The organism is Porticoccus litoralis (assembly GCF_030676955.1).
Taxonomy (GTDB): Bacteria; Pseudomonadota; Gammaproteobacteria; order Pseudomonadales; family Porticoccaceae; genus Porticoccus; species Porticoccus litoralis.
The window spans coordinates 103,931-129,394 of sequence record NZ_JAUUUU010000006.1 but is presented as its reverse complement, the minus strand read 5'-3'; the positions used below and the strand labels follow the sequence as shown (position 1 = coordinate 129,394).

General features: G+C 50.4%; 21 protein-coding genes and 1 tRNA gene. 17 read left to right on the top strand and 5 right to left on the bottom strand.

Annotated elements, in window-relative coordinates; all coding sequences use genetic code 11:
- Window positions 1-2,383 (top strand): VCBS domain-containing protein (locus tag Q8A57_RS10410; RefSeq protein ID WP_305171042.1); only part of this gene is annotated, 2,383 nt, incomplete at its 5' end.
- Between the two features lie 93 nt (window positions 2,384-2,476).
- On the opposite strand, the gene Q8A57_RS10405 is transcribed toward Q8A57_RS10410, so the two are convergent.
- Window positions 2,477-3,037 (bottom strand): transglutaminase-like cysteine peptidase, encoded by a 561-nt coding sequence (locus Q8A57_RS10405; protein WP_305171041.1) that lies wholly within the window; start codon window positions 3,035-3,037, stop codon window positions 2,477-2,479.
- 287 nt (window positions 3,038-3,324) lie between these two features.
- On the opposite strand from Q8A57_RS10405, the gene Q8A57_RS10400 reads away from it, so the two are divergent.
- The 3 genes from Q8A57_RS10400 to Q8A57_RS10390 all read left to right on the top strand — a co-directional run bounded on the left by Q8A57_RS10400 (window position 3,325) and on the right by Q8A57_RS10390 (window position 6,982).
- Entirely contained in the window at window positions 3,325-5,289 is a 1,965-nt protein-coding gene (locus Q8A57_RS10400; RefSeq protein WP_305171040.1) for a bifunctional diguanylate cyclase/phosphodiesterase, read from the top strand.
- 63 nt (window positions 5,290-5,352) lie between these two features.
- Window positions 5,353-6,867 (top strand): glutamate--tRNA ligase, encoded by a 1,515-nt coding sequence (gene gltX, locus Q8A57_RS10395; protein ID WP_305171039.1) that lies wholly within the window; start codon window positions 5,353-5,355, stop codon window positions 6,865-6,867.
- A gap of 39 nt (window positions 6,868-6,906) precedes the next feature.
- Window positions 6,907-6,982: transfer RNA gene (locus Q8A57_RS10390), tRNA-Ala, on the top strand.
- A gap of 90 nt (window positions 6,983-7,072) precedes the next feature.
- Here the strand turns inward: Q8A57_RS10390 and Q8A57_RS10385 are convergent.
- The 3 genes from Q8A57_RS10385 to Q8A57_RS10375 all read right to left on the bottom strand — a co-directional run bounded on the left by Q8A57_RS10385 (window position 7,073) and on the right by Q8A57_RS10375 (window position 9,522).
- Window positions 7,073-7,462, bottom strand: coding sequence for a hypothetical protein (locus tag Q8A57_RS10385; protein WP_305171038.1), 390 nt, complete (start codon window positions 7,460-7,462; stop codon window positions 7,073-7,075).
- Between the two features lie 145 nt (window positions 7,463-7,607).
- Window positions 7,608-8,045, bottom strand: coding sequence for a nuclear transport factor 2 family protein (locus Q8A57_RS10380; protein WP_305171037.1), 438 nt, complete (start codon window positions 8,043-8,045; stop codon window positions 7,608-7,610).
- 199 nt (window positions 8,046-8,244) lie between these two features.
- Entirely contained in the window at window positions 8,245-9,522 is a 1,278-nt protein-coding gene (locus tag Q8A57_RS10375; RefSeq protein ID WP_305171036.1) for a citrate synthase, read from the bottom strand.
- 339 nt (window positions 9,523-9,861) lie between these two features.
- Here Q8A57_RS10375 and sdhC point away from each other — a divergent pair, with 339 nt between their 5' ends.
- From sdhC to Q8A57_RS10310, 13 genes are all read left to right on the top strand, one after another.
- Window positions 9,862-10,236, top strand: coding sequence for a succinate dehydrogenase, cytochrome b556 subunit (gene sdhC / locus Q8A57_RS10370; RefSeq protein ID WP_305171035.1), 375 nt, complete (start codon window positions 9,862-9,864; stop codon window positions 10,234-10,236).
- On the top strand, window positions 10,233-10,601 hold the full coding sequence (gene sdhD / locus Q8A57_RS10365) for a succinate dehydrogenase, hydrophobic membrane anchor protein (protein WP_305171034.1): 369 nt from the start codon (window positions 10,233-10,235) through the stop codon (window positions 10,599-10,601). Before sdhC ends, sdhD begins: the two co-directional genes overlap by 4 nt.
- Window positions 10,602-10,605: 4 nt before the next feature.
- Window positions 10,606-12,378: a succinate dehydrogenase flavoprotein subunit gene (sdhA, locus tag Q8A57_RS10360; RefSeq protein WP_305171033.1), complete on the top strand. Its 1,773-nt coding sequence runs from the start codon at window positions 10,606-10,608 to the stop codon at window positions 12,376-12,378.
- Between the two features lie 17 nt (window positions 12,379-12,395).
- On the top strand, window positions 12,396-13,100 hold the full coding sequence (locus tag Q8A57_RS10355; RefSeq protein ID WP_305171032.1) for a succinate dehydrogenase iron-sulfur subunit: 705 nt from the start codon (window positions 12,396-12,398) through the stop codon (window positions 13,098-13,100).
- A gap of 91 nt (window positions 13,101-13,191) precedes the next feature.
- Window positions 13,192-16,023, top strand: a complete 2,832-nt coding sequence (locus tag Q8A57_RS10350) for a 2-oxoglutarate dehydrogenase E1 component (protein ID WP_305171031.1) — start codon at window positions 13,192-13,194, stop codon at window positions 16,021-16,023.
- Between the two features lie 40 nt (window positions 16,024-16,063).
- Window positions 16,064-17,281: a 2-oxoglutarate dehydrogenase complex dihydrolipoyllysine-residue succinyltransferase gene (gene odhB / locus Q8A57_RS10345; RefSeq protein WP_305171030.1), complete on the top strand. Its 1,218-nt coding sequence runs from the start codon at window positions 16,064-16,066 to the stop codon at window positions 17,279-17,281.
- 32 nt (window positions 17,282-17,313) lie between these two features.
- Window positions 17,314-18,756 (top strand): dihydrolipoyl dehydrogenase, encoded by a 1,443-nt coding sequence (gene lpdA / locus Q8A57_RS10340; protein WP_305171029.1) that lies wholly within the window; start codon window positions 17,314-17,316, stop codon window positions 18,754-18,756.
- 84 nt (window positions 18,757-18,840) lie between these two features.
- Window positions 18,841-20,010, top strand: coding sequence for an ADP-forming succinate--CoA ligase subunit beta (sucC, locus tag Q8A57_RS10335; protein ID WP_305171028.1), 1,170 nt, complete (start codon window positions 18,841-18,843; stop codon window positions 20,008-20,010).
- Window positions 20,010-20,882, top strand: a complete 873-nt coding sequence (gene sucD, locus Q8A57_RS10330; RefSeq protein WP_305171027.1) for a succinate--CoA ligase subunit alpha — start codon at window positions 20,010-20,012, stop codon at window positions 20,880-20,882. Before sucC ends, sucD begins: the two co-directional genes overlap by 1 nt.
- A gap of 171 nt (window positions 20,883-21,053) precedes the next feature.
- A complete protein-coding gene (gene htpG, locus Q8A57_RS10325) occupies window positions 21,054-22,943 on the top strand; it encodes a molecular chaperone HtpG (protein WP_305171026.1) in 1,890 nt (629 codons plus the stop codon).
- Between the two features lie 56 nt (window positions 22,944-22,999).
- Complete coding sequence (locus Q8A57_RS10320; protein ID WP_305171025.1) at window positions 23,000-24,016, top strand: NAD(P)H-dependent glycerol-3-phosphate dehydrogenase; 1,017 nt, start codon at window positions 23,000-23,002, stop codon at window positions 24,014-24,016.
- Window positions 24,017-24,021: 5 nt separating this feature from the next.
- Complete coding sequence (locus tag Q8A57_RS10315; RefSeq protein WP_305171024.1) at window positions 24,022-24,441, top strand: DUF4389 domain-containing protein; 420 nt, start codon at window positions 24,022-24,024, stop codon at window positions 24,439-24,441.
- A gap of 2 nt (window positions 24,442-24,443) precedes the next feature.
- Entirely contained in the window at window positions 24,444-24,899 is a 456-nt protein-coding gene (locus Q8A57_RS10310; protein WP_305171023.1) for a SixA phosphatase family protein, read from the top strand.
- A gap of 12 nt (window positions 24,900-24,911) precedes the next feature.
- Here Q8A57_RS10310 and folE read toward each other — a convergent pair whose 3' ends face one another.
- The gene (gene folE, locus Q8A57_RS10305) at window positions 24,912-25,454 is read right to left on the bottom strand and encodes a GTP cyclohydrolase I FolE (protein WP_305171048.1); all 543 of its coding nucleotides are present in this window, start codon (window positions 25,452-25,454) and stop codon (window positions 24,912-24,914) included.
- Window positions 25,455-25,464: the final 10 nt, after the last annotated feature.

Sequence of the window (25,464 nt, the reverse complement as noted above, 5' to 3'; positions counted from 1 at the left end):
TGACACCGAGAACTTCACCTTCACCGTCAGCGATGGCGACGATGCGGATGTGACCCAGCCTTATGCCGTACTGATCAGCGGTGCGGACGACCAGCCGACCCTGCAGGATGTGACCGATGGCAGCATCAGCGAAGTTCGTCTGAGCGGCACCCTGAGCAGTTCCGGTCTGAGCGGCACGCTGGTGGGTGACGATGTGGATGTTGAGACCCTGACCTACGGTGTTCAGGGTGGTAGCGCCGATAATAGTCTGGCCGGTTACGACACTTCAGTTGATGGTACCTACGGTACGCTGTACGTAAACTCTGGCACCGGTGCTTACCAGTATGTTCTGACCACTGATATTGAGGGTTGGGACGACGGTGAAAGTGACACCGAGAACTTCACCTTCACCGTCAGCGATGGCGACGATGCGGATGTGACCCAGCCTTACGCCGTACTGATCAGTGGTGCTAACGACGCGCCAGTTGCCAAAGCCGATACTAACTTTGTTGATGAAGGTATCGATGGTGCGGATGCAGTTGTCATTACTGGGAACGTGATCATTGGTGAAGACCATGGGTCTGATGCCGCGAATTCAAACAATGGCAGTGAAGCCTATGCTGATGTTGCTGATACAGATGTGGATAGCTCTTCTCTGCACGTGGTTCGTGTAAATGGAGTTGGTAGCACTTCTGGTGATGGAGTTAATCCAATTGCTGATGGAACGCAAATCATAGGTTCACATGGTATTTTGACAATTAATGCCGATGGCTCTTATAGCTATGATCTGAATGATGATAGCTCTTTCCTGGATGCACTGAATATAGGTGATGAAACTAACGATATCTTCATATACACCGTATCGGATGGAGTGTTAACGTCTACAACATCTTTGATTATCACAATCAATGGCCAGGATGATCCGACTCAGCTGGAACTGGCCAAAGATGTCTGGTTGCCAGCTGATCCCGGTCAGCTTCCGGCAGAATATACCGATGGCTATCCGCTGAATATCAGTGTGTACGATGTGGATACTGATCTGAGCATTACCTTTACTGACCTGGTGACGGCGACAGTGAACCAGGCAGCGGAAGGCGAGCCGGATAACTTCGTCTCTATCGGTAAAGTAGTCTACTGGGATGGTGATTCCTGGGAAGATGTGGCTCTGAATCAGGAGTTTAACTTGGCTGCAGGTGAAACTCTTCCTGAGTTCCGGTTTGTGGCCAATCCAGATCTGGATATCAATTTCATTACGACAGAGATTGCAGACCTGATTACATACACGGTGACAGGCGAAGGTGTAGACGAAACGGCCAACGTGACATTGCATGCGCTGCCGCCAAATGATTTGCCGCAACAGTCTGCGCAGGTTGGCGATGGTAGTTCACCTCTTACTTCAGGTAATGACCAAGAATCTGTATTGGTGCTTGAGCAGGCGTTAGTGAATAGTATCAATGCTGACCCTTACAATGGGTCGGTCACCCTGTATACCGATTTTCAACAGTCGCCATTTACTGTGCCGATTGATGTTGGTTCCCAGGATGGCGTACAGCTGGAGCAGGAGGTCACTGCAACTATTATCATCAACGGTATTGAATTTATCGTCCATCAAGGGACTGGTGACGGTGGCGCGGATACTGGCTTTTGGCAATATGATTCTAATACGGGTCTGATGACAGGTTCTGTCAGTTACGATCTTATTCTGCGTGCTGATGACGATACTGTAAGCTTGGCAGAATATCTTACTGATAATCCACCTTCAGCGGGTGATAACTGGACTGTTGTCTATAACGATGACGACGGCGGCAATTACCAGGCCCGTTTCGTGCAGTTCGATTTCAGTCTGGATGATCCGGGTGATCTGGGCGTTACAGCGGTTGGCACCGATGATCCCAACTTAATGTTCGGTTCGAATAATGGCGATGATCTGACCGGTGGCGCCGCTGACGATATCCTGATTGGCCGTGATGGTGATGACATTCTTGCCGGACTGGGTGGCAGCGATTCCATCGTGGGTGGTGCAGGTATAGACAGCATCAATGGTGGTGCTGGGTCCGATATACTAACTGGCGGAACTGAAGCCGACATTTTTATCTGGAATCTTGGTGATACAGGTACGGATACTGTTACTGATTTCAATAGATCTGATGGTGGTGTGTATAACCCTGCTGAGGGTGACGTATTGGATCTGTCAGCATTGCTTGTTGGTGAAGATTCAACTGACTTGGTTGACTTGGCTAATTTCATTGATGTTACCGAGTCCGGAGGCAATACGACCATTAAGATAGACGTTGATGGTTCTAATGACTTTGTAAGCCCAGATCAGGAAATTGTGCTAACTGGTGTTACAGGTGTAACTCTTGAGAGCTTGGTTGTGACAGATGGCAGTATCGTTACAAACTAGCATGTTAAGTACAAAACAAGAAAAGCCTCGGTCTTCCGGGGCTTTTTTTATGGCCATGATTTTAAACAAACGGAATATTTCAGCGCTGATAAATCACAACATTTCTTCCTGAATTCGCGTGTTCAGGTCTTTCCATAGGCTGAGCTGGTCGGGTTTGCCTGCTTTTAGCTGTTCATTACGGGTGCGGGCTAGCCACAGGTTGTTGGCATTAAAACTGTATATGGGTCGCAGGTCCGTTCGTTCGTTGGCTGGCAGTATGCGTTTGTTGATGTTGTCCAGAATCAAAGGGGTAGCGCTGGGATTTTCGTAATAGGCGAGAACCATATGTGCCTGGTTGAACAGGGTAGCTTTAACGTAGGTGATCCGCAGTTTAGAAACATCCAGGCCCATTTCTTTCAGGGTGAAATATTTGGCGATGGAGAAATCCTCACAATCCCCCGCATCTTGGGCAAGGAATTCCAGTGGTGTTGCCCAGTAATCGTTTTGATTCCAGAGGTCGATATCGTTAACAAAGCGTGCCTGGTTAAAGAAATCATTCACCGCGTTGAGTCTTTCCATGTCCTGGCTTCGCTGGTGTTGGTGGATCATGCTTTGCCAGTGCTGGATACGGATTTCTGCCGTAGGGCCGTATTTGATACGTATTTTTGCCAGCATTCGGTCGCTGATACCAAAATGTTGGGCTGTTGCTGAAAAAAATAGGGCGAGAAAAATAACAGGAAGCCAAGAAGCTCCTTTTGCCTGCCGTTTTTTTTGCCTGAAATTTTTCAACTTATCGCTTCTTTTGAGACGTTGTCGTGTCATTAAAAAGTCGATTTGATCTTATCATGAACCCCTTTATCTCAGTGGCTTTCAGCCTGCGCAAACTGTGACCCAGTGCTTAATTGGCAAGTGAACGGGATTCCATTAGACTCGTTAACACACAATGTATAAGGAAAAACGACGTGACCCTGTTTCGTCAGTTGATTGTTGCGATTTTATTGCTGTTCATTTGCCTCTACGCGGGAAATACGGTCGTCAGTCTTCGCAATAATCAGCAGCTGGTGGCGGATCAAATGCACGTCCACGCTCAGGACACGGCAACGTCGCTTGGTTTATCGATGACGCAGGCCGCTAAGGATAAGGATATCGCCACGCTCGATACGATGTTCAACGCTGTATCAGATAGCGGTTACTATCAACGTATCTATTTTGAAGACCTCGATGGCAAGGTGTTGATCGACAGGTCATTTCCCGTATCTATTGAGGGCGTTCCTCCCTGGTTTATTTCATTTATCTCTCTGCCCGAGGCGCTGGGCAGGGCAGAGGTGGCTTCTGGCTGGGCTCGGCTGGGTGACGTCTATGTGGTCAGCAACCCCGGCCAGGCGTATATGAAACTCTGGCAGGTAACCACTTCCCAGCTAACCTGGTTTGCCTCGATTACTCTGGGTGTTTGCCTGCTGGCTTATGTTGCTCTGAAATGGTTGTTGGTTCCCTTGACTCGTCTTGAGCAGCAGGCCAACGAGATCTGTGAAAGACATTTTGTGGTCCAGGAAACCGTTCCAAAAACCCGTGAGCTGGCAAGGGTTGTGGAAGCCATGAACCGCATGGCCAAGACTTTAAAGCACATTTTTGATGATCAGCTTGAGTTGATAGGGCGGTTACAGAAACAGTCTTATCAGGATGATGTAACGGGTCTTTCCAACCGTGTGGACTTTGATAACCGCATGAAAAGCTATGCAGATGACCAGGAGGGTGGTGTGCATACGGGCGCATTGGCCATTCTGGCAATCAATGATTTTGCCAGTGTGAATGATTATGCGGGCCGTGGTGAGGGCAATGCGATACTGAAGGCTGTAGGTGAGCAGCTGACGGAGGCATTGAGTTCCCACAGCCGGGCTCTGGTGGCGAGGCGCCAGGGGCCGGAATTTTCCATTTTTATCCCCGATGTAGCCCCTTCAGAAGGTGTTGCGGTAGCCGGGCATCTATTTGATAGCCTGCAGGGGGGGAGCTGGCTTAACAATCAGAAGTATCCTCTTCGCTTTCATATGGGGTACACCTATAGCAGTAACGTCAGTGATGTCCCGGAGATGTTGAGTGAGGCAAATATCGCCTTGTGCCAGGCCAGAATGGGCAAGGGCAGTCGCTGGATGCAATTTGCGGATGTTTCTGACGGGGAAGTGCCAGTACTCGGTAAGCCCCTGAATGACTGGGAAAGCTACCTTCGCCAGGCTGTTGAAAACAGGCTTGTGGCCCTGCATTTTCAACCGATATACACCACGAAAGATCGCTCACTGGTGGCAAACGAAGTCTTTGTGCGCTTCCTTCAGGGTAGCGATCTGTTATCCGCCGGGGTGGTGATTCCCATTGCTGAACGTTTGGGATTGATGCCAAAACTGGATCAGTTGGTGCTGGAGTCGCTGGCATCGGCTCATCGCCAGGATGGTCTTGATGGCAAGCTGTGCGTCAACTTGTCCATGGTTTCCATAAAGTCATCGGGCTTTATGACGTGGCTTGATACTTTCCTTTCTTCGCAGCGAAAGCTCGCCAGTAAGCTGATTTTTGAAATCCCTGAATATGCAATTAGATCCAACGATGCACCATTGCGGGAATTACATGACCTACTGGAGCGGCGCAATTCGACACTCGGCCTGGACAATTTTGGGGTTGACTCCATTGCATTCGGTTACCTGGGCAGCCTGTCCCTGCATCACCTCAAGATACATCGCTCCTTCACTCGCGGCCTGGACAGTAATAAGGACAACCAGTTCTACATCAAATCCCTGGCGGGCTTAATCCACAATCGGGGCATGGAGTTGTGGATTGAGGGTGTGGAAACCGAAGCTGAGTGGCTGGAACTACAGGCCCTCGGGGTTGATGTCGCTCAGGGCTATTTTTTATGTGAGCCTCAGGTGAAACCTGTCGCCTAGCGTTGGTATGCGTATAATGACCGCCTTTTTGTGACCCTTTAATTTAGGCGGAATTTCAACATTATGTCTGTTCGCACACGTATTGCTCCTTCACCCACAGGTGACCCCCATGTCGGGACAGCCTATATCGCGTTATTCAATCTGTGTTTTGCCAAAAGTCAGGGCGGCGAATTTATTCTGCGCATAGAAGACACCGATCAGGTTCGCAGTACGCCGGAGTCTGAGGCAATGATTCTGTCATCCCTCAAATGGCTGGGGCTGGATTGGTCCGAAGGCCCTGATGTTGGCGGTGACTATGGTCCTTATCGCCAAAGTGAGCGGATGGATATCTATCACCGCTATGTCTCAGAGCTGATAGAAAAAGGGCATGCATTTTATTGTTTTGCCACCCCGGAAGAGCTTGATGAGATGCGTCGTGAGCAGATGGCCCGCGGTGAGACGCCAAAATACGACGGACGTAGCCTGAGCCTGACCCAGGACGAAATTGACCGACGCCTAGCTGAAGGTGAACCCTATGTTATCCGTATGAAGGTACCCTCTGAGGGCAGCTGTCGATTCAACGACATGTTGCGCGGTGAAATTGAAATTCCCTGGTCGCAGGTCGATATGCAGGTGCTACTCAAAGCGGACGGCATGCCTACCTATCACCTCGCCAATGTGGTCGATGATCACCTGATGGCCATTACCCATGTTATTCGTGGCGAGGAGTGGATTAATTCGGCTCCCAAACATTTTCTCCTCTATCAGTATTTTGGTTGGGAAATGCCGCAGCTCTGTCACATGCCGTTGTTGAGGAATCCCGATAAAAGCAAACTCAGCAAGCGTAAGAATCCCACCAGCATCACCTACTACCGCGATATGGGGTATTTGCCTGAAGCGGTGGTGAATTACCTGGGGCGTATGGGGTGGTCCATGCCGGATGAAAGTGAAAAGTTCTCTCTACAGGAAATGCTGGCGCACTTTGATATCAGTTCTGTTCATCTGGGTGGCCCGGTATTTGATACCGAAAAGCTGGATTGGTTGAATGGTTGCTGGATACGCGAAAATCTTGACGATGAACAGTTTGCCGACCGTGTTGCGGCCTGGGCACTAAATCGCGATAACCTCAGTCAAATGATCCCATTGATCAAGGAGCGCGTAGAGAAGTTTACCGATATCGCGCCTCTGTTGAATTTTATGCTCTCTGGAATGCCGGCATTACAAGAGAACAGTTTTGAGCATAAAAAGCTTGAATTGGATACGGTCTGCAAGATTTTGCAATTCAGCTCCTGGCGGTTAGATAACCTGCGTCACTGGCATCGTGATGGGTTATACCAAGAACTGAATCAACTGGCTCAGGGGATGGACTTAAAATTAAAAGATTTCCTGTTTCCGCTGTTTGTCGCTGTGGCGGGCTCTCCGTCAGCGCCTCCGCTGTTTGATGCTATGGCCATCCTTGGCCCTGATATTGTCAGAGCGCGCGTTAGACACGCTCTCAATGCCGCTGGCGGCGTATCCAAAAAACAGCTCAAGAAGCTGGAAAAAGAATATCAGGAAATGTCCAGATCGCGACTAGAGCATCCTGAAGAACAAGCTTGACACCTATGGGGTCAGTACCTAAAATTCGCAGCCTCTTTCGGGGCTATAGCTCAGCTGGGAGAGCGCAACACTGGCAGTGTTGAGGTCAGCGGTTCGATCCCGCTTAGCTCCACCAAATAAAAAACCCCTGCATATTTATGCAGGGGTTTTTTATTGGGCGGGCGTGGGGGTTATAAAGCGCTTTGTCAGTATGAGTACCTACTGGTTATTGAGCCTCGGCCCATTTTTGGTCCCGAGTTTCAGGCTTCATCTCTTTTTTTTGGCCAGCTTGTTGTCTGTTGCATTTCCAGCGGTAAACGGCATACCCAGTGAAGGCAAAACCGATGGCGATGACGTAACCGATGCCGTATATCAGTCCAGTCACTTTATAAACGGGGCCATACATCAGGTACTCGGCCATCATATAAACACATATGCCGAGAAGCATGCCCCAAACGTATTGGGGTAGGGCGGTGGCATATACATAACCGCATAACATTGAGGGGACGGCCATCAGCAGGAGGACGGATGTAATATTTTGAGCAAAGATGGCGGCCCAGGTTGCCGACCCAAACATCAAGAGTGCTCCCACCAGATACGCCTGTATTCGTTGCATGACCCCATACCCCTTTATATAGCTGTGTTTTTAACAGTCTTTCACAGAGCAGTTGCGAAACCTATTGGACGTTAGTCGTGGGGCATAAAAAAGCAGCCATTTCCACGCGAAATGACTGCTTTTATTAATGCTGTGTAACTCCAGATTATTCCATTAATACTTCTGTTGCATCGAGCTTCCAAACGCCATCGATCAGTTTCAGGTGATCGATTTCCTTTTCGATAATTCCATCTTTATTAAATACATCGCTGGCCCGTGTCCAAGCAGATACCGTAGCGGTTTCGCCATCAATATCAATAGAGCTTATGCCGTATTCGTGGAGAATCACCGAACCCATATTGACAATGTTCTTCCAGTCAGCGACGTATTCCTTACTTGTTCGGCCATCGATCATCGTAGGTGTTAATAGTACGTATGCATCCTCGTATTTGCGGGCCTTAAGCGCCGCGTAATAGCTTTTAACTACGGCTTCTGGGGTGTTTTCTGCTTCAGCCGCTGATAACCATGAGGCGCTTGACAGCAGCAAAGCCGACAGCAAAGTGGTTATTGTTAAACGTATTTTACCCGCTAGTCTTTTACTCATTATTGTAATCTCCTAAACGCACTCTAATTATGACTATCAGGCTCTCTTCAAGTTCAGCCCTTTTGTTGGTTCATGCTGACATATCAGTGCGAATTTGGCCATAGGTAGCACAAGGGGTTTATTTTTTGTGTTGTATGCGAACGTTTTTGTGGGCGAAAAAAACCGCCTGGTGTGGCGGTTTTTTCTATCAGCGCTGGTCTCAGCCGGGGTAATCGCGCTTTGGCGAACCTGTGTACAGTTGACGCGGGCGGCCAATACGATAGGGATTGCTGAGCATTTCGTTCCAGTGTGAAATCCAGCCCACTGTGCGGCCTGTGGCGAAGATGACAGTGAACATTTCTGTCGGAATGCCAATGGCTTTCATGATGATGCCGGAATAGAAATCCACGTTGGGGTAGAGTTTCTTCGCGACGAAATACTCGTCTTCCAGTGCGATTTGCTCCAGACGCTTGGCGATTTTCAGCAGGGGATCATTTTCAATGCCCAGTTCTGCGAGCACGGCGTCACAAGCTTCTTTCATCACCTTGGCGCGAGGATCAAAGTTTTTGTAAACGCGGTGGCCAAAGCCCATCAGGCGGAAGGGGTCATCCTTGTCTTTCGCACGCTTGATGAAGCCGTCGATGTGTTTCTCATCGCCAATTTGCTCCAGCATTTCCAGTACTGCCTGGTTGGCGCCACCGTGGGCGGGTCCCCACAATGCAGCAATACCTGCGGCAATACAGGAGAACGGGTTGGCGCCTGAAGAGCCGGCCAGGCGAACAGTAGAAGTGGATGCATTTTGTTCGTGGTCAGCGTGGAGCAGGAACAACAGATCCATGGCTTTGGCGACGACCGGATTGATGTTGCTAGGCTCGCAGGGAGTACCGAACATCATATGCAGGAAGTTCTCTGAATAGCTCAGGCTATTGTCGGGATACATGTAAGGCTGGCCAATGAAGTGCTTGTGGCACATGGCCGCCAGAGTAGGCATTTTCGCGATCAAACGGTGAGCTGTGATCAGTCGATGTTCGGGGTCGTTGATATCCATGGAGTCGTGATAGAACGATGACATGGCACCGACTACGCCACAGAGCATGGCCATGGGGTGCGCATCGTAACGGAAACCTGACATAAACTGCTCAATTGAGCGGTTGACCATGGTGTGTTGATTGATGATTTTCTGGAAGTTTTCTTTTTCTGTACCTACGGGAAGTTCACCGTGAAGAAGTAGGTAGCAGGTTTCGAGATAGTTGGATTTTTCAGCCAATTGCTCAATCGGGTATCCACGGTGCAGGAGAATACCTTTTTCACCGTCGATGTAAGTGATTTTTGACTCGCAGGCAGCGGTTGATCCAAAGCCGGGATCGTAGGTCCAGCAACCTGTTTTAGGTACCTGGGAAATATCAATAACATCTTCACCGAGGGTGCTCTTGAGAATGGGCAGCTCAAGGTTGATATCTGTGCCCTCAACTGAAAGATTGACCTTCTTATCGCTCATTGGGTTCTCCTAAGAGTCAGGAATCTGGATCTGGGATAGCAAGTAAATAGTCTTGCGAAATGACCTGAAAAATTTATCAGAGGCCGGAAACTATAGCCTGCTCGAAAAAATTGTCAATTTAAGTGAGGATCGATGCAGTGAATAGCGACTATCGATAGGTCGTATGCCGATCACTGGTTGTTGGCAATCAAACGACGGTTTAATTGTAATCGGCTTGTAATGCACCTATAATTTCCGCCCGATCTAACCCGGCATGCTAACGATGGTATAGCCGATTCCCTGCTTTGCATTTAACTCATCTTATAGCTAGCTGTACAGATTAGATAAGGTGTATATACCGTGAACAAGAAAAGACCTGTAAATCTCGATATTGGAACTATTCAGCTTCCAATTACTTCCTACGCGTCCATTCTTCACCGGGTATCCGGTGTAGTTCTATTTGCTGCCATTGGGGTATTCCTCTGGTTGCTGGACTCAAGCCTTTCCTCAGAAGAGGGGTTCAATGCTATTAAGGAGACCATGGGCAGCCCATTTTGCAAGCTGATCATATGGGCATCCTTGGCAGGACTGGCCTATCACATGGCGGCAGGGATTCGTCACCTTATTATGGACTTTGGTGTTGGTGAAACACTTGAAGGTGGCCGCCTGGGTGCGAAGATCGTCCTGGTTGTTGCCGCCATTCTGATTTTGCTTGCGGGGGTATGGGTAGCATGATTACCAATATTACAAGTTTTGGTCGTAGCGGCCTGTCCGACTGGCTGTTACAGCGTGTGACCGCTGTGGTGATGGCGGCCTATGCCATTTTCATCACATTTTACCTGTTGTTTACCCCAAATCTGGAATACAGCCAGTGGGTGGCCCTTCATAGCTGCCTGTGCATGAAGGTGTTCAATGTCCTGACTGTATTGTCGATTGCCATCCATGCATGGATTGGCCTGTGGGCAGTACTGACTGATTATGTGACTGTCCGTCTGCTTGGTCCAAAAGCGACACCACTGCGTATATTCCTGCAGTTAGGAATGATTGCCGTCACACTGGTGTATGTCATCTGGGCTCTTGAAATCGTTTGGGGAATTTAAATCCATGACTAGCGTAAGAACTATTTCCTTCGACGGCGTTATCGTCGGTGGTGGTGGCGCCGGTATGCGCGCCGCGTTGCAACTGGCTCAGTCCGGTTATAAAACAGCTGTTATTTCCAAGGTGTTTCCTACTCGCTCGCACACCGTGTCAGCTCAGGGTGGTATTACCTGTGCAATTGCCAGTGATGACCCAAATGATGATTGGCGCTGGCACATGTACGACACCGTCAAGGGTTCTGACTATATTGGTGATCAGGACGCTATTGAATACATGTGTTCAGTCGGCCCTGAAGCGGTCTTCGAGCTGGAACACATGGGCTTGCCATTCTCACGTACCGAAGAAGGCCGTATCTATCAGCGTCCTTTTGGTGGTCAGTCCAAAAATTTTGGTGAGGGCGGTCAGGCTGCTCGTACCTGCGCTGCTGCTGACCGTACTGGTCACGCATTACTGCACACTCTTTATCAGAACAATGTCAAAAACAATACCGTCTTCTTTAATGAATGGTTTGCGGTAGATCTGGTGAAAAATGCCAATGACGAAGTTGTTGGTGTTATTGCGATCGATATCGAAACGGGCGAAACCGTTTTTGTAAAATCCAAAGCAACAGTATTGGCCACCGGTGGTGCAGGCCGTATCTATGCATCCACCACTAATGCCCACATTAATACCGGTGACGGGATTGGCATGGCGCTTCGTGCCGGCTTCCCCGTGCAGGATATGGAAATGTGGCAGTTTCACCCGACCGGCATCCATGGTGCTGGTACTTTAGTCACTGAAGGTTGTCGGGGTGAGGGTGGTTACCTGATCAATAAAGATGGCGAACGCTTTATGGAGCGTTATGCTCCTAATGCCAAAGACCTTGCGGGGCGAGATGTTGTTGCACGTTCAATGGTGCTTGAGATTCTCGAAGGTCGCGGATGTGGTGAAAATGGTGATCACGTCTACTTGAAGTTAGATCACCTGGGTGAAGAGATACTGGAAAGCCGCTTGCCCGGTATCTGCGAACTGTCAAGAACCTTTGCTCATGTCGACCCGGTTAGTGAGCCTATTCCTGTTGTACCAACCTGCCACTATATGATGGGAGGGATTCCCACCAATGTTGAGGGCCAAGCCTTAACACTGGATTCTAACGGCAAAGAAAAGGTCATTAACGGCCTCTACGCCTGCGGTGAGGCGGCCTGTGTGTCAGTTCATGGTGCTAACCGGTTAGGTGGTAACTCACTGCTCGACCTGGTGGTATTCGGTCGTTCCTCTGGCCTGTTCATTGAAAAGGCTCTCCGTGAAGGTATCAATATGGATGACCCTACGGATGAGCATGTAAACGCCGCGATGGCACGCCTCAATCGAGTTAATAGCAGTAATGATGGGGAAGGCGCTGCTGAACTGCGCACCGAGTTGCAGAATATCATGCAGAACTATTTTGGTGTGTTTCGTCGCGGTGACTTCATGCAGGAAGGCATTAAGAAACTTGAAGCATTGCGCCCCCGCATTGAGAACGTTCGCCTCGATGATAAAAGCAACACCTACAATACAGCCCGTATTGAAGCTCTCGAATTGCAAAATCTTCTTGAGGTGGCAGAAGCAACTGCAATTACTGCAGAGGAGCGTAAAGAAAGCCGCGGCGCTCACGCTAGGGAAGATTACTCCGTGCGCGACGATGAAAACTGGCTGTGTCACTCTGTTTATTTCCCCAGCGACAAGCGAGTGGGCAAACGCAGTGTGAACTTCTCACCCAAAACCATGGAAGCCTTCGCACCGAAGGCGCGTACCTACTAATAAAAGGTTAGTGAACCATGTTGAATGTAACTATTTATCGTTATAACCCTGATGTGGACGAAGCGCCGTACATGCAGGACTATGAGGTTGATACCGCAGGTAAGGACCTGATGGTGCTGGATGTTCTTGGTTTACTTAAAGCTCAGGATCCGACACTGGCATATCGTCGCTCATGTCGTGAAGGTGTGTGTGGTTCTGATGGTATGAACATCAGCGGCAAGAATGGCCTGGCCTGTATTACTCCACTATCTGAATGTGTGAAGGGTGACAAACTGGTACTGCGTCCGCTGCCAGGGCTGCCCGTGGTGCGCGATCTGGTCATTGATATGAGCCAGTTCTATGCTCAGTACGAAAAAATTCAGCCGTACCTGGTGAACAATCAACCGGCACCTGCGATCGAGCGTTTGCAGTCTCCGGAAGATCGCGCCAAGCTGGATGGCCTCTACGAGTGCATCCTTTGTGCTTGTTGTTCTACCAGCTGTCCTTCCTTCTGGTGGAACCCGGACAAATTCATCGGTCCCGCTGGTCTCCTCCAGGCCTACCGCTTTCTGATTGACAGTCGTGATACTGACACAGAAAATCGCTTGTCAAATCTGGATGATCCCTTCAGCGTATTCCGTTGTCATGGTATCCAGAACTGTGTCTCTGTTTGCCCTAAAGGGTTGAACCCGACAAAGGCAATAGGCCACATCAGAAACATGTTGTTGAGAAGCGCTACCTAATAATGCTGACGCATAATAATGACAACCCATCGGGCCCTCCGTCAAAAGAGGGCCTTGATGATCCTGCTTTCATACTATAGGGAACCTTTCGATGCCTGAAAGCATCATGCAGCAATTTTTGCGCTCTTCCCATCTCTCTGGTGGGAACGCCGCATATATCGAAGATTTATACGAAACATACCTACACGACCCCAATGCAGTGCCCGAAGAATGGCGCTCATTCTTTGACTCCCTTCCGAGAGTAAACGGCCATTCTGGTGCTGATGTCTCTCATGCAACCATACAGGATTATTTCGAGCTGCTTGGTCGTCGCCGTGCACGGCCCACGCCTGCACCTGGTTCAGGTGGCATGAATATTGAGCATGAGCGGAAGCAGGTCAAGGTCTTGCAGCTGATTAGTTCATATCGTAACCGAGGCCATCAGAAAGCTAACCTTGATCCACTCGGCATTATGAAACGCGAGCAGGTGCCGGATCTGCAGCTGAACTACCATGGGCTGACAGAAGCTGACCTGGATACAACGTTCCAATGTGGTACGTTGTTTATAGGCAAGCAGGAAGCACCGCTAAAAGAGATTATTGCTGCTCTTGAGGAAACCTACTGTCGCCACGTGGGCGTCGAGCTGATGCACATCACTGATCTGGCTGAAAAGCAGTGGCTGCAGCAGCGTCTAGAAAGTGTTCGTTCGAAGCCTACCTACGACAACGAGATGCGCAAGCATGTGCTGCAACGACTGTCTGCTGCAGAAGGTCTAGAACGGCACCTTGATTCGAAGTATCCCGGTACCAAAAGGTTTGGACTGGAGGGCGGTGAGTCTCTGATTCCCTTGCTAGATGGCTTGATTGAGCGCGCCGGAGAATACGGGGCAAAAGAAATTGTTCTGGCGATGGCTCACCGTGGTCGCCTCAATGTGCTGGTCAATGTGCTGGGTAAGAATCCAGCAGACTTGTTTGCAGAGTTCGAAGGCAAGCGCCATGTGGACACATCCGGTGATGTGAAATATCACCAGGGCTTTTCCTCCAACGTGATGACGCCGGGTGGTGAAGTGCACATGGCATTGGCCTTTAACCCATCTCACCTTGAAATCGTATCGCCGGTGGTTGAGGGTTCTGCTCGCGCTCGACAAGACCGCAGGGTAGATCCGGAAGGCAACAAGGTAGTACCCATTCTCGTTCATGGTGATGCGGCTTTTGCTGGTCAGGGTGTGGTGATGGAAACCCTGCAAATGTCCCAGATCCGGGGCTATAAAACAGGCGGTACCGTTAACCTCGTCATCAACAACCAGGTAGGTTTCACCACCAGTCGACGGGAAGATTGTCGCTCTACCGAATACTGTACAGATATCGCTAAGATGGTTCAGGCACCCATTATCCATGTCAATGGTGATGACCCTGATGCGGTGATGTTCTGTACCTTCCTCGCCATGGACTACCGCTACCAGTTCAAGAAAGATATTGTCATTGATCTGGTTTGTTACCGGCGTCGTGGTCACAACGAGACGGATGAGCCCTCGGCGACCCAGCCTTTGATGTACAAAATCATCAAAAAGCATAAAACCACCCGTGAGCTATATGCGGACAAGCTGGTCAGCGAAAGTATTCTCACTAAAGATGAGGCAGCGAACATGTTGACTGCCTATCGGGATACCCTGGATCGTGGAGAGAATGTCGTTAACAAGCTGGTTTCCGAGCCGGATGAGGCATTGTTTGTAGACTGGACTCCTTACCTGGGGCACGAGTGGACAACGCCCGCTGATACCGGCTACCCGCTGCCTGCGTTAAAAGAGGTGGCTAACCGGATCTGTCACATTCCTGAAGGGATTGTTATTCAGCGGCAAGTAGAGAAAATCTACGACGATCGACGCAAAATGGCTGGCGGTGCTCTCGAACTTAACTGGGGCATGGGCGAGTTACTGGCCTATGGGACTCTGTTGGAGCAAGGTTACCCGGTTCGAATGACGGGTCAGGATATCGGCCGGGGCACCTTCTCCCATAGACATGCAGTGGTTTTCAACCAGAAAGATGGCGAAACTTACACGCCTCTCAAACACATGTCTGAAGATCAGCCTTTGTTTGATATTTATGATTCTTTCCTCTCTGAGGAAGCTGTTCTCGGTTTTGAATACGGTTATGCCACTACTGCTCCGAAAGGTCTGGTAATTTGGGAGGCCCAGTTTGGTGACTTTGCTAATGGCGCCCAGGTTGTCATTGACCAGTTCATTACCAGTGGCGAGCACAAGTGGGGACGCTTGTGTGGTCTAACCATGCTGTTGCCACACGGCTATGAAGGCCAGGGCCCCGAGCATTCTTCGGCGCGCCTGGAGCGCTACCTGCAGTTGTGCGCAGAGCACAATATTCAGGTATGTATTCCTACTACACCTGCCCAAATGTTCCATCTGTTACGTCGTCAGGCAATCAGGCCCATGCGTCGTCCGTTGATTGTCATGAGCCCGAAATGGATTTTGCGACACAAGCTGGCCACCTCATCTCTGGAAGACCTGGCCAATGGAGAGTTCCAAACGGTTATCGGTGATAGCGAAATTGATCCGAAAAAGGCACGTCGACTGATTCTCTGCTCGGGGAAGGTGTACTACCATCTGCTGGAAGAGCGTATGGCCCGCGATATTAATGACATCGCCATAGTGCGTATTGAACAGCTCTACCCCTTCCCTGATGAGGTGCTGTTGCAGGTCTTTAAGCAGTACTCTTCCCTGGAGGAGGTCATCTGGTGTCAGGAGTGCCCGATCAACCAGGGTGTTTGGTATAACAGTCAGCACCATATGCGAGCAGTGATCGACAACTATCAACCATCTCTGCCTTTACGTTATGTCGGACGAGCCGCGTCAGCTGCTCCCGCTGCAGGTTACATGTCTACTCACCTCGAAGAGCAGGCAAAATTTGTTAATGAAGCTTTGAGTTTTTAAGTGGCCAGAGGGCCATCCTCGACCAAGGAAATGATAAAAAATGAGCATTGAAATTAAGGCGCCTACATTCCCCGAATCTGTTCAGGAAGGGAATATTGCTACATGGCATAAACAACCCGGTGATACCGTAGTTCGGGATGAACTGCTCGTAGATATCGAGACCGATAAGGTGGTGCTGGAAGTGGTAGCCCCTGCCGATGGCACTTTGCAGGAAGTGTTCAAGGGTGAGGGCGATGTGGTTCTCAGCAATGAAGTCATTGCCAAGGTAGTGGCTGGAGCTGTTGAGTCCGCTTCGGCTGCTGCGCCGGCAGCCGCAGCTGAAGAAGCATCGACAGATGATGAGGCTGGCGGTGACACCATCGCCAGCCCCGCAGCGCGCAAACTTGCTGAAGAGAAGGGCATTGACCTGCAGCAAGTTACCGGTACGGGTAAAGACGGCCGCATTACCAAAGAAGATGTCGTAGGTTGGCAGGCTCCAGCAGTTCCCAGCACGCCACCTGCTGCGCCAGCGCCCGCACAGCCAGTACAGGAAGCAGTTGCAGTAGCAGCTGGTGAGCGTGTTGAGAAGCGTGTGCCCATGACACGTATGCGCTCTAGAATTGCAGACCGTTTACTTCAGGTTACCCAGACAACTGCCATGCTGACCACGTTCAATGAAGTGGACATGCATCGCATTATGGCCCTGCGTTCTGAATTCAAGGACACCTTTACCAAGGTCCACAATGGCACACGCCTCGGCTTTATGGGTTTCTTTGTGAAAGCGGCCACCGAAGCACTGAAACGTTTCCCTTCAGTAAACGCTTCTATTGATGGAAATGATATTGTTTACCATGGTTATCAAGATGTTGGTGTTGCTGTTTCCACCGACAAAGGTCTAGTGGTTCCGGTACTTCGCGACGCTGATAATATGGGTATCGCGGAGATCGAGAGCACCATCGCCGAGTTTGGTGGCAAGGCCCGTGACGGCAAGCTAACAATTGAAGACATGACTGGCGGCACATTTACCATCACCAATGGAGGCGTATTTGGTTCTCTGCTTTCGACGCCAATTCTCAATCCGCCACAGACGGCCATTTTGGGTATGCACAAAATCCAGGAGCGTCCGGTAGCGGAGAATGGCCAAGTTGTCGTACGGCCGATGATGTATCTGGCGCTTTCCTACGATCACCGCTTGATCGATGGTAAAGAAGCAGTTCAGTTCCTCGTGGCCATCAAGGAAATGATTGAGAATCCCGCTAAGATTCTACTTGAAATTTAATTACTAATTTATTGAAATTATTAGGATAAGTGATGTCCGATAAATATGATGTGATTGTGATTGGCTCCGGTCCTGCCGGTTATGTGGCAGCGATCAGAGCGGCCCAGCTTGGCTTGAAGACGGCCTGTATTGAGAAGTGGCAGAACAGTAAAGGGCAGGGTGTTAATGGCGGCACCTGTCTGAATGTGGGCTGTATCCCGTCAAAAGCGCTGTTGGACAGTTCCTATAAATATCATGAAACAAAAACGTCATTGTCCACCCATGGTATCGCCACCGGAAAAGTGGGTATCGACGTTAAAGGGATGATTGGCCGGAAGGCAAAAATCGTTGAACAACTCACCGGTGGCATCGCTGGGTTGTTTAAAAGCAATGGTGTGACGTCTCTGTTTGGCACTGGAAAGCTACTGGCAGGTCGCCAGGTCGAGTTCACGGATCACGATGGTAAAACCCAAGTTTTGTCAGCGGATAATGTGATCATTGCCACTGGCTCTCAGCCAATCAATATCCCCGTTGCACCTATTGATGGCAAGACCATCATTGATTCCACCGGTGCGCTGGAGCTGACAGAAGTGCCCAAGCGGCTCGGCGTAATTGGCGCAGGCGTTATTGGCCTGGAGCTTGGCAGTGTCTGGAACCGCCTTGGCAGTAACGTGGTACTGCTCGAAGCTATGTCAGATTTTCTGTCCATTATGGACCAGCAAATTGCCAAAGAGTCCCAAAAGATCTTCACCAAACAGGGGCTGGATATCCGTCTCAGTTGCCGTGTAACGGGCAGTGAGGTGAAGGGCAAGGAAGTGGTCGTCACATACCAGAACAGTGAGGGCGAGGAAGCACAGGAAACGTTTGACAAGCTGATTGTCTGTGTGGGACGTCGTCCCTACACCGAGGGCCTGCTGGCTCCAGACAGTGGTGTAAATCTCGATGAGCGCGGCTTTATCTTTGTCAACGAACAATGCGCAACCAATGCGCCGGGTGTCTGGGCTGTTGGTGATGTGGTACGTGGCCCAATGCTTGCCCACAAAGGCTCAGAAGAGGGCGTCATGGTTGCAGAGCGTATCGCCGGCCAGAAGACACAGATGAACTACGATATTATTCCTAACGTTATTTACACCCACCCTGAAATTGCGGCTGTTGGCAAGACAGAAGAGCAGCTGAAACAGGCGGGGGAACACTATAACGTTGGTATTTTCCCATTCATTGCCAGTGGCCGAGCACTCGCAGCGGATGAAACCGAAGGTATGGTGAAAATGATCGCCCATGCTGAGACTGACCGCATTCTGGGTTGTCACATCGTTGGCCCCAGTGCGGCTGACCTGGTCCAACAGGTCGCAATTGCCATGGAATTTGGTTCCAGCGCTGAAGATATCGGTATGACTGTATTTGGTCATCCGACCTTGTCGGAAGCAGTCCATGAAGCCGCACTGGCGGTTAATGGCCACGCGATCCACATTCCAAATCGCAAAAAGCGCAAGTAACAGTGTCTTATGAACTCCGCGGGTACAGCTGGCCTGCGGAGTTTTTTTATCCATCCAATGAAAGCAGCTACGGGGATTTAGAGTATGAACCTACACGAATATCAGGCAAAGCAGCTTTTTGCTGAGTACGGCCTTCCGGTGTCGCAGGGTGTAGCGGCGGAAACCGTGCACGAGGCTGTTGCTGCGGCCGATATCATCGGCGGCGATCGCTGGGTTGTTAAAGCCCAGGTGCATGCCGGTGGTCGCGGCAAGGCAGGTGGCGTCAAACTGGTCACCTCAAAGGCGGAAATTGAAGAATTTGCACGCCAGTGGCTGGGCAATCGTTTGGTGACCTACCAGACAGATGCTAACGGACAGCCCGTCAGTCGCATTCTGGTTGAGTCATGTACCAATATTGCTCAGGAACTGTATCTGGGTGCTGTTATCGATCGATCTACCCGTCGCATCGTATTTATGGCCTCTACTGAAGGTGGCGTTGAGATTGAGAAGGTGGCTGAAGAAACACCAGAAAAAATTCTCAAGGCTGTTATCGACCCTCTGACCGGAGCACAACCCTACCAGGCACGTGAACTGGGTTTCCAGCTGGGACTGAACTCCGATCAAATCAAGCAGTTCACCAAACTGTTCCTGGGACTGGCAAAATTGTTCCAGGATTACGACTTGGCCTTGCTGGAAATTAACCCTCTGGTTATTACCGATGAAGGCAACCTCCACTGCCTGGACGGAAAGATCAATATTGACGGGAATGCCATGTATCGTCAGCGCAAGCTGCAGGATATGCACGATCCATCTCAGGATGACGCCCGTGAAGCACACGCTGCGAAATGGGATCTGAACTACGTGGCCCTCGATGGCAATATTGGCTGTATGGTCAATGGCGCTGGTCTGGCCATGGGCACCATGGATATTGTCAAACTCCACGGCGGTCAACCAGCCAACTTCCTCGATGTGGGCGGTGGTGCGACGAAAGAGCGTGTTGTTGAAGCATTCAAGATCATTCTTTCAGACGAGAAAGTTCAAGCGGTACTGATCAATATTTTTGGCGGCATCGTGCGCTGTGATCTGATCGCTGAAGGTGTGATGGGCGCAGTAGAAGAAGTGGGCGTAAAAGTACCGGTTGTGGTCCGCCTTGAAGGTAACAACGCTGAACTGGGCTCAAAAATTCTGGCAGATAGCGGTTTGAACATCATCGCCGCAACCAGCCTGACTGATGCAGCCCAGCAAGTGGTAAAAGCAGCGGAGGGCAACCAGTAATGTCTATCCTTATCAACAAATCAACCAAAGTTATCTGCCAGGGTATTACTGGCGGACAGGGCACATTCCACACCGAGCAGGCCATTGAATATGGCACGCAGATGGTGGGTGGCGTTACCCCCGGTAAGGGTGGTACGACGCACCTCGGCCTTCCTGTCTTCAACACAGTCGCTGATGCCGTTGCCGAAACCGGCGCCGAAGCTTCAGTGATCTATGTGCCTGCACCATTCTGTAAGGACTCGATTTTGGAAGCGGCCAATGCTGGTATTAAGTTGATTGTCTGCATTACAGAAGGTATTCCGACTCTGGATATGCTGGAGTGTAAGGTCAAATGCGATGAGCTTGGCGTGCGCCTGATTGGCCCCAACTGTCCGGGTGTGATCACTCCCGGTGAGTGTAAGATCGGCATTATGCCCGGTCATATCCACCTGCCAGGTAAGGTCGGCATTGTTTCCCGCTCCGGAACTCTGACTTACGAGGCCGTGAAACAAACTACGGACTACGGCTTTGGTCAGTCTACTTGTGTCGGTATTGGTGGTGACCCGATTCCCGGCTCTAACTTTATCGACATCCTGGCGATGTTCGAGAAAGACCCTGCGACAGAAGCCATTGTGATGATTGGTGAAATTGGTGGTACCGCTGAAGAAGAAGCTGCGGCTTACATCAAGGCAAATGTCACTAAGCCTGTAGTTTCCTATATCGCTGGTGTTACGGCACCTGCAGGCAAACGCATGGGTCACGCTGGTGCCATCATTGCCGGTGGCAAGGGTACTGCTGATGATAAATTTAAGGCCCTGGAAGATGCTGGTGTGAAGACTGTTCGCAGTCTTGCAGACATTGGTGATGGCCTGAAGGAAATCACTGGCTGGTAATCTGGCTGGTGTCATCGAAAAAAGGCGGCCTCCGGGCCGCCTTTTTTGATTATGGAGTAGATCAGCTGATGGGGCTGGCGTACTTTTTTTACCTTTGAGCTTGAATTTGGCGTACTTGTCCCCACCTTTGTTTCATCCTAATAAACACAGATAAGGGAGACATTGATAGCCATGACAGTCGAGACCCACGGTTTCCAAACTGAAGCCAAGCAATTGCTTCACTTAATGATTCATTCGCTTTACAGCAATCGTGAAATCTTTCTTCGTGAACTGATATCCAATGCGTCGGATGCGGCTGATAAACTTCGTTTTGAAGCCCTGGCTGATGCCTCGCTGTATGACAATGACAGTGACCTGCGTATCCGCATCGACCTCAACCCGGATGACGGCATCGTTACCATCCACGATAACGGTGTGGGTATGTCCAAGGAGGAGGTTGTCGAGAACCTGGGGACCATCGCCAAGTCCGGCACATCACAGTTCCTGCAGGGTTTGTCTGGGGATCAGAAAAAAGATGCACAGCTGATTGGTCAATTTGGTGTGGGTTTTTACTCGGCATTTATCGTTGCCGATAAAGTGGTGGTGGAAACCCGCCGTGCGGGAGCGGCTGCTGACCAGGCCGTGCGCTGGACTTGTGAAGGCGAGGCCGAATACACCATCGAAGATATTGAAAAGCAGGATCGTGGCACAACCATCACCTTGTATCTCAAGGACGACGCACTGGAATTTGCCAGCGAATTGAGAGTTCGCAGCATCGTAAAAAAATATTCTGATCACATCGGTATTCCCGTGGCGCTTCGCAAACGTGCGGATGAGCAGGATAAAGACTCCGATGAGCCGACCTACGACTACGACACAATCAATAACGCGACGGCACTTTGGACACGCCCACGCAGTGAGATCAAGGATGATGAATACCAGGAATTTTACAAACATATCTGCCATGACTTTGTGACACCCCTGGCGTGGAGTCACAACCGCGTAGAAGGCAAGCTCGACTACACTAGTCTGCTATATGTGCCAGGCCATGCGCCGGTTGACCTTTACAACCGCGAAGTCTCCAGGGGTCTGAAACTGTACATTCAGCGCACATTCATTATGGATGATGCCTCACAATTCCTGCCTTCCTACCTGCGTTTCATTCGCGGTGTGCTGGACTCAAACGACCTGCCGTTGAATGTGTCCAGGGAAATTCTGCAACACAGCCCCGCAGTGGATAGCATCCGCTCTGCGCTGGTGAAGCGTATCCTTGATATGCTGGAAAAAATGGCTAAGGAATCGTCTGACGACTACCGTACTTTCTGGCGCGAATTTGGCGCCGTGTTGAAAGAAGGGCCCGCTGAAGATTTCGCCAACAAGGAACGCATTGCCGGTCTGTTCCGTTTCGTCACCACCAAAACCGAGGGTGATGAAGCGACAGATTCCCTGGCGGATTACGTCTCGCGGATGAAAGATGGCCAGGAAAAAATTTATTTCCTGGTGGCAGACAATCTGACCAGTGCCCGCAACAGTGCCTATCTGGAGGCTTTCCGTAAGAATGATATTGAGGTCCTGTTGCTGACTGACCGTCTTGACGAGTGGACCATCGCCCATGTCGCTGAGTTTGAAGGCAAAGAACTGAAAGATATTACCAAGGGTGAGCTTGAGGAGAGCCTGTTTGCCGACACTGAAGACAAAGCCGATAAAAATGACTCTTCGTCAACAGAGGCTATTGAGAAAATCAGCAACCTCCTGAAGGATAAGGTGGAGAGCGTTAGGGAGACGCGTCGTCTTACAGACTCCCCAGCCTGCCTGGTTTATGCGGAAGATGCCCTGAGCCCCCACATGAGAAAGATGATGGAAGCTGCTGGTCAGAAAATGCCTGTCGACAAGCCTGTACTTGAAATTAATGCTTCGCATCCGCTGGTTCGTCAGTTGGGGAGTGAGAGTGATGAACAGCGCTCTGCTGAATTGACAGGTTTGCTTTATGACCAGGCTGTTCTTTCGGCGGGTGAACAACTGGAAAACCCAGCTTTATTTGTGAAACGACTTAACCAGCTGTTGTTTGAAGGTGCCGCGTAGCTTCCTGGCGGTGATTCAACCTATAATCTTTGGGTGATTCACCGCGAAGTAGATACATGGCAACAGTAACAAAAATAGCCGTTCTTGGCGGTGGCAGTTTTGGTACTGCCATCGCCAATATGATTTCAGCCAACGGTCATGACGTCACCCTGTGGATGCGTGACAGGGACAACGTTGAACAGTGCGCCCGGCTGCATGAAAATGTCAATTACATGCCGGGTTACCGGCTGGATGACAATCTGAAATTCTCAAGTGACCTGGAACAGACACTACAAAGTTGTCAGGTCGTCTTTTTTTCCGTACCCAGCAAGGCATTCCGTGATATCGCCCATCAGGCAAAACCTTTTCTTCCCCCGGGGACCATAGCGATCAGTACCGCCAAGGGTATTGAAGCCAACACCTTCAAGCTGATGAGTGAAATTCTGGAGGAGGAGCTGCCCCAAGTTAGGGTAGGGGTCATCAGCGGCCCTAACCTGGCCAAGGAAATCGCTAAAAAGGCCATCACCGCCACGGTTATCGCCAGTGATGACAGTGAACTGTGTAAAACTGTTCAATGTTTGTTGGGATCCCGATATTTTCGTGTTTACGCCAATCGGGACCGTTTTGGCGTTGAGCTGGCGGGGGCCTTAAAAAATATCTACGCGATTGCCGCGGGCATGGCCGCAGCAATGCATATGGGCCAAAACACCATCAGCGTGCTGATTACCCGTAGCCTGGCTGAAATGAGCCGTTTCGCCGCTAAACTGGGTGCCAATCCCATGACCTTTCTTGGCCTCAGTGGTGTTGGTGATTTGTTTGTTACCTGCACATCGCCACTCAGTCGTAATTTTCAGGTGGGTTATGCCCTTGGTGAAGGCCTGGGGCTGGAGGCAGCTGTGGCGAAGGTCGGTCAGGTTGCTGAAGGCATCAATACCACCCGGATTATCAAGGAAGAAGCCGAGCAGCTGGGTATCTACATGCCGTTGGTCAGTGCACTGTATGAAACTATGTTCAACCAGCGGCCAGTCAGCGAAGTACTGAGTAGTTTGATGTTGGCAGAACAGAGTACCGATGTGGAATTTTTTGCGGAGTGAATGCCATGAATGACGAAACAAAAGCGAACCTGTTAAATCCCGATACCTGGATGCGACTGCTCTACATGATCCTGTTTGCTCTGTTGCTGGTGCTGGCACGGCTGGTTATTCTCGCGGTCGCTGTGCTGCAGTTTGTTTTTGTCCTTGTGACGGCCAAACCGAACACGTCACTGCTGGAGCTAGGGCAGGGTGTGTCCAAGTGGGCGTTACAGGCTTTTCTATTTCTGACCTATAACAGTGACGAGAAACCCTATCCGTTTACAGATTGGCCGGAGACGCAGGTTATTGAGCCTCAAGAGCCCGGGAGAAGCAGGGAAGATGTAAAACCTACGACAACCTCTGTCAGTAGCTCTGAAGATGTGCCTTCGTTTATCACGCCTTCTGAGGGAGAAAAGGATAATCCCGAGGATAACCCCAAGGCCTAGTGGTGCTGATTTACCTGTTGCGTCACGGTGACGCTCCCTATGACCAGGTCCGTGGTGAAAGGGCGTTGTCACAACACGGGCATGACGGGACCAGAGCTGTTCTCGAGCAACATTTGGACGACTTACAGAGCCTCGACCTGATACTTTGCAGCCCGGTTCTACGCGCCCGGCAAACGCTCAGTGTTGTGCAGGAAACGCTGTCTTACCAGGGTGATTTGCTGTTTGAGGATGTGCTGCGTTCAGAAGCCCGCTTATCCGCGGTAGAGGCTTGTGTGGACAAGCTCCGGGTTCCCTCTCTTTTACTGCTGAGCCATCAGCCCTTGATTGGCAAGATGCTGGAATATCTCACTGACCGGCCAGGACTCGGTTGGTCCATGACCACGAGTAGCCTGGCTTGTCTCGATGCTATTGCTTTCGGGCGAGGTGCTGCAGAGCTGCGGTGGCTCACCCAACCCTGAGTAGATCCGTGTTCAGCAACCAATAAGCGACAGGAATTCATTGCGTGTAGCCTGATTTTCCCGGAATACCCCCACCATGGCCGAGGTCTTCATCAGGGAATTCTGTTTTTCCACGCCGCGCATCATCATGCACATGTGTTTGGCTTCAATGATGACGGCCACGCCCTGGGCGCCGGTGACGGACTCAATGGTATTCGCAATTTGCGTGACCAACGCTTCCTGAATCTGCAAGCGGCGGGCAAACATGTCGACAATGCGGGCAACTTTGGACAGACCGAGAACAACGCCGTCCGGAATATAAGCGACATGACATTTACCAATAAATGGCAGTAGGTGGTGCTCACACAAGGAATAGAGCTCGATGTCTTTCACGATCACCATTTCATTGGCGTCAGATGGGAAGAGGGCGCCGTTGATAACGTCTTCCAATTTCTGGTGATAACCTTTGGTCATAAACTCAAATGCTTTGGCGGCGCGTTGAGGGGTGTCTACCAGTCCCGGACGTGATACGTCCTCGCCAATGGACTCAAGGATTTGGGTGTAGCAGTCGGCAATATTCACAGTT

Excerpts from the sequence above, each read along its gene's own strand:
- Q8A57_RS10405 (WP_305171041.1), bottom strand. The coding sequence starts at position 3,037 with ATGCTGGCAAAAATACGTATCAAATACGGCCCTACGGCAGAAATCCGT.
- gltX (WP_305171039.1), top strand. The coding sequence starts at position 5,353 with ATGTCTGTTCGCACACGTATTGCTCCTTCACCCACAGGTGACCCCCAT.
- Q8A57_RS10385 (WP_305171038.1), bottom strand. The coding sequence starts at position 7,462 with ATGCAACGAATACAGGCGTATCTGGTGGGAGCACTCTTGATGTTTGGG.
- Q8A57_RS10380 (WP_305171037.1), bottom strand. The coding sequence starts at position 8,045 with ATGAGTAAAAGACTAGCGGGTAAAATACGTTTAACAATAACCACTTTG.
- Q8A57_RS10375 (WP_305171036.1), bottom strand. The coding sequence starts at position 9,522 with ATGAGCGATAAGAAGGTCAATCTTTCAGTTGAGGGCACAGATATCAAC.
- sdhD (WP_305171034.1), top strand. The coding sequence starts at position 10,233 with ATGATTACCAATATTACAAGTTTTGGTCGTAGCGGCCTGTCCGACTGG.
- sdhA (WP_305171033.1), top strand. The coding sequence starts at position 10,606 with ATGACTAGCGTAAGAACTATTTCCTTCGACGGCGTTATCGTCGGTGGT.
- Q8A57_RS10355 (WP_305171032.1), top strand. The coding sequence starts at position 12,396 with ATGTTGAATGTAACTATTTATCGTTATAACCCTGATGTGGACGAAGCG.
- Q8A57_RS10350 (WP_305171031.1), top strand. The coding sequence starts at position 13,192 with ATGCCTGAAAGCATCATGCAGCAATTTTTGCGCTCTTCCCATCTCTCT.
- odhB (WP_305171030.1), top strand. The coding sequence starts at position 16,064 with ATGAGCATTGAAATTAAGGCGCCTACATTCCCCGAATCTGTTCAGGAA.
- lpdA (WP_305171029.1), top strand. The coding sequence starts at position 17,314 with ATGTCCGATAAATATGATGTGATTGTGATTGGCTCCGGTCCTGCCGGT.
- sucC (WP_305171028.1), top strand. The coding sequence starts at position 18,841 with ATGAACCTACACGAATATCAGGCAAAGCAGCTTTTTGCTGAGTACGGC.
- sucD (WP_305171027.1), top strand. The coding sequence starts at position 20,010 with ATGTCTATCCTTATCAACAAATCAACCAAAGTTATCTGCCAGGGTATT.
- htpG (WP_305171026.1), top strand. The coding sequence starts at position 21,054 with ATGACAGTCGAGACCCACGGTTTCCAAACTGAAGCCAAGCAATTGCTT.
- Q8A57_RS10320 (WP_305171025.1), top strand. The coding sequence starts at position 23,000 with ATGGCAACAGTAACAAAAATAGCCGTTCTTGGCGGTGGCAGTTTTGGT.
- Q8A57_RS10315 (WP_305171024.1), top strand. The coding sequence starts at position 24,022 with ATGAATGACGAAACAAAAGCGAACCTGTTAAATCCCGATACCTGGATG.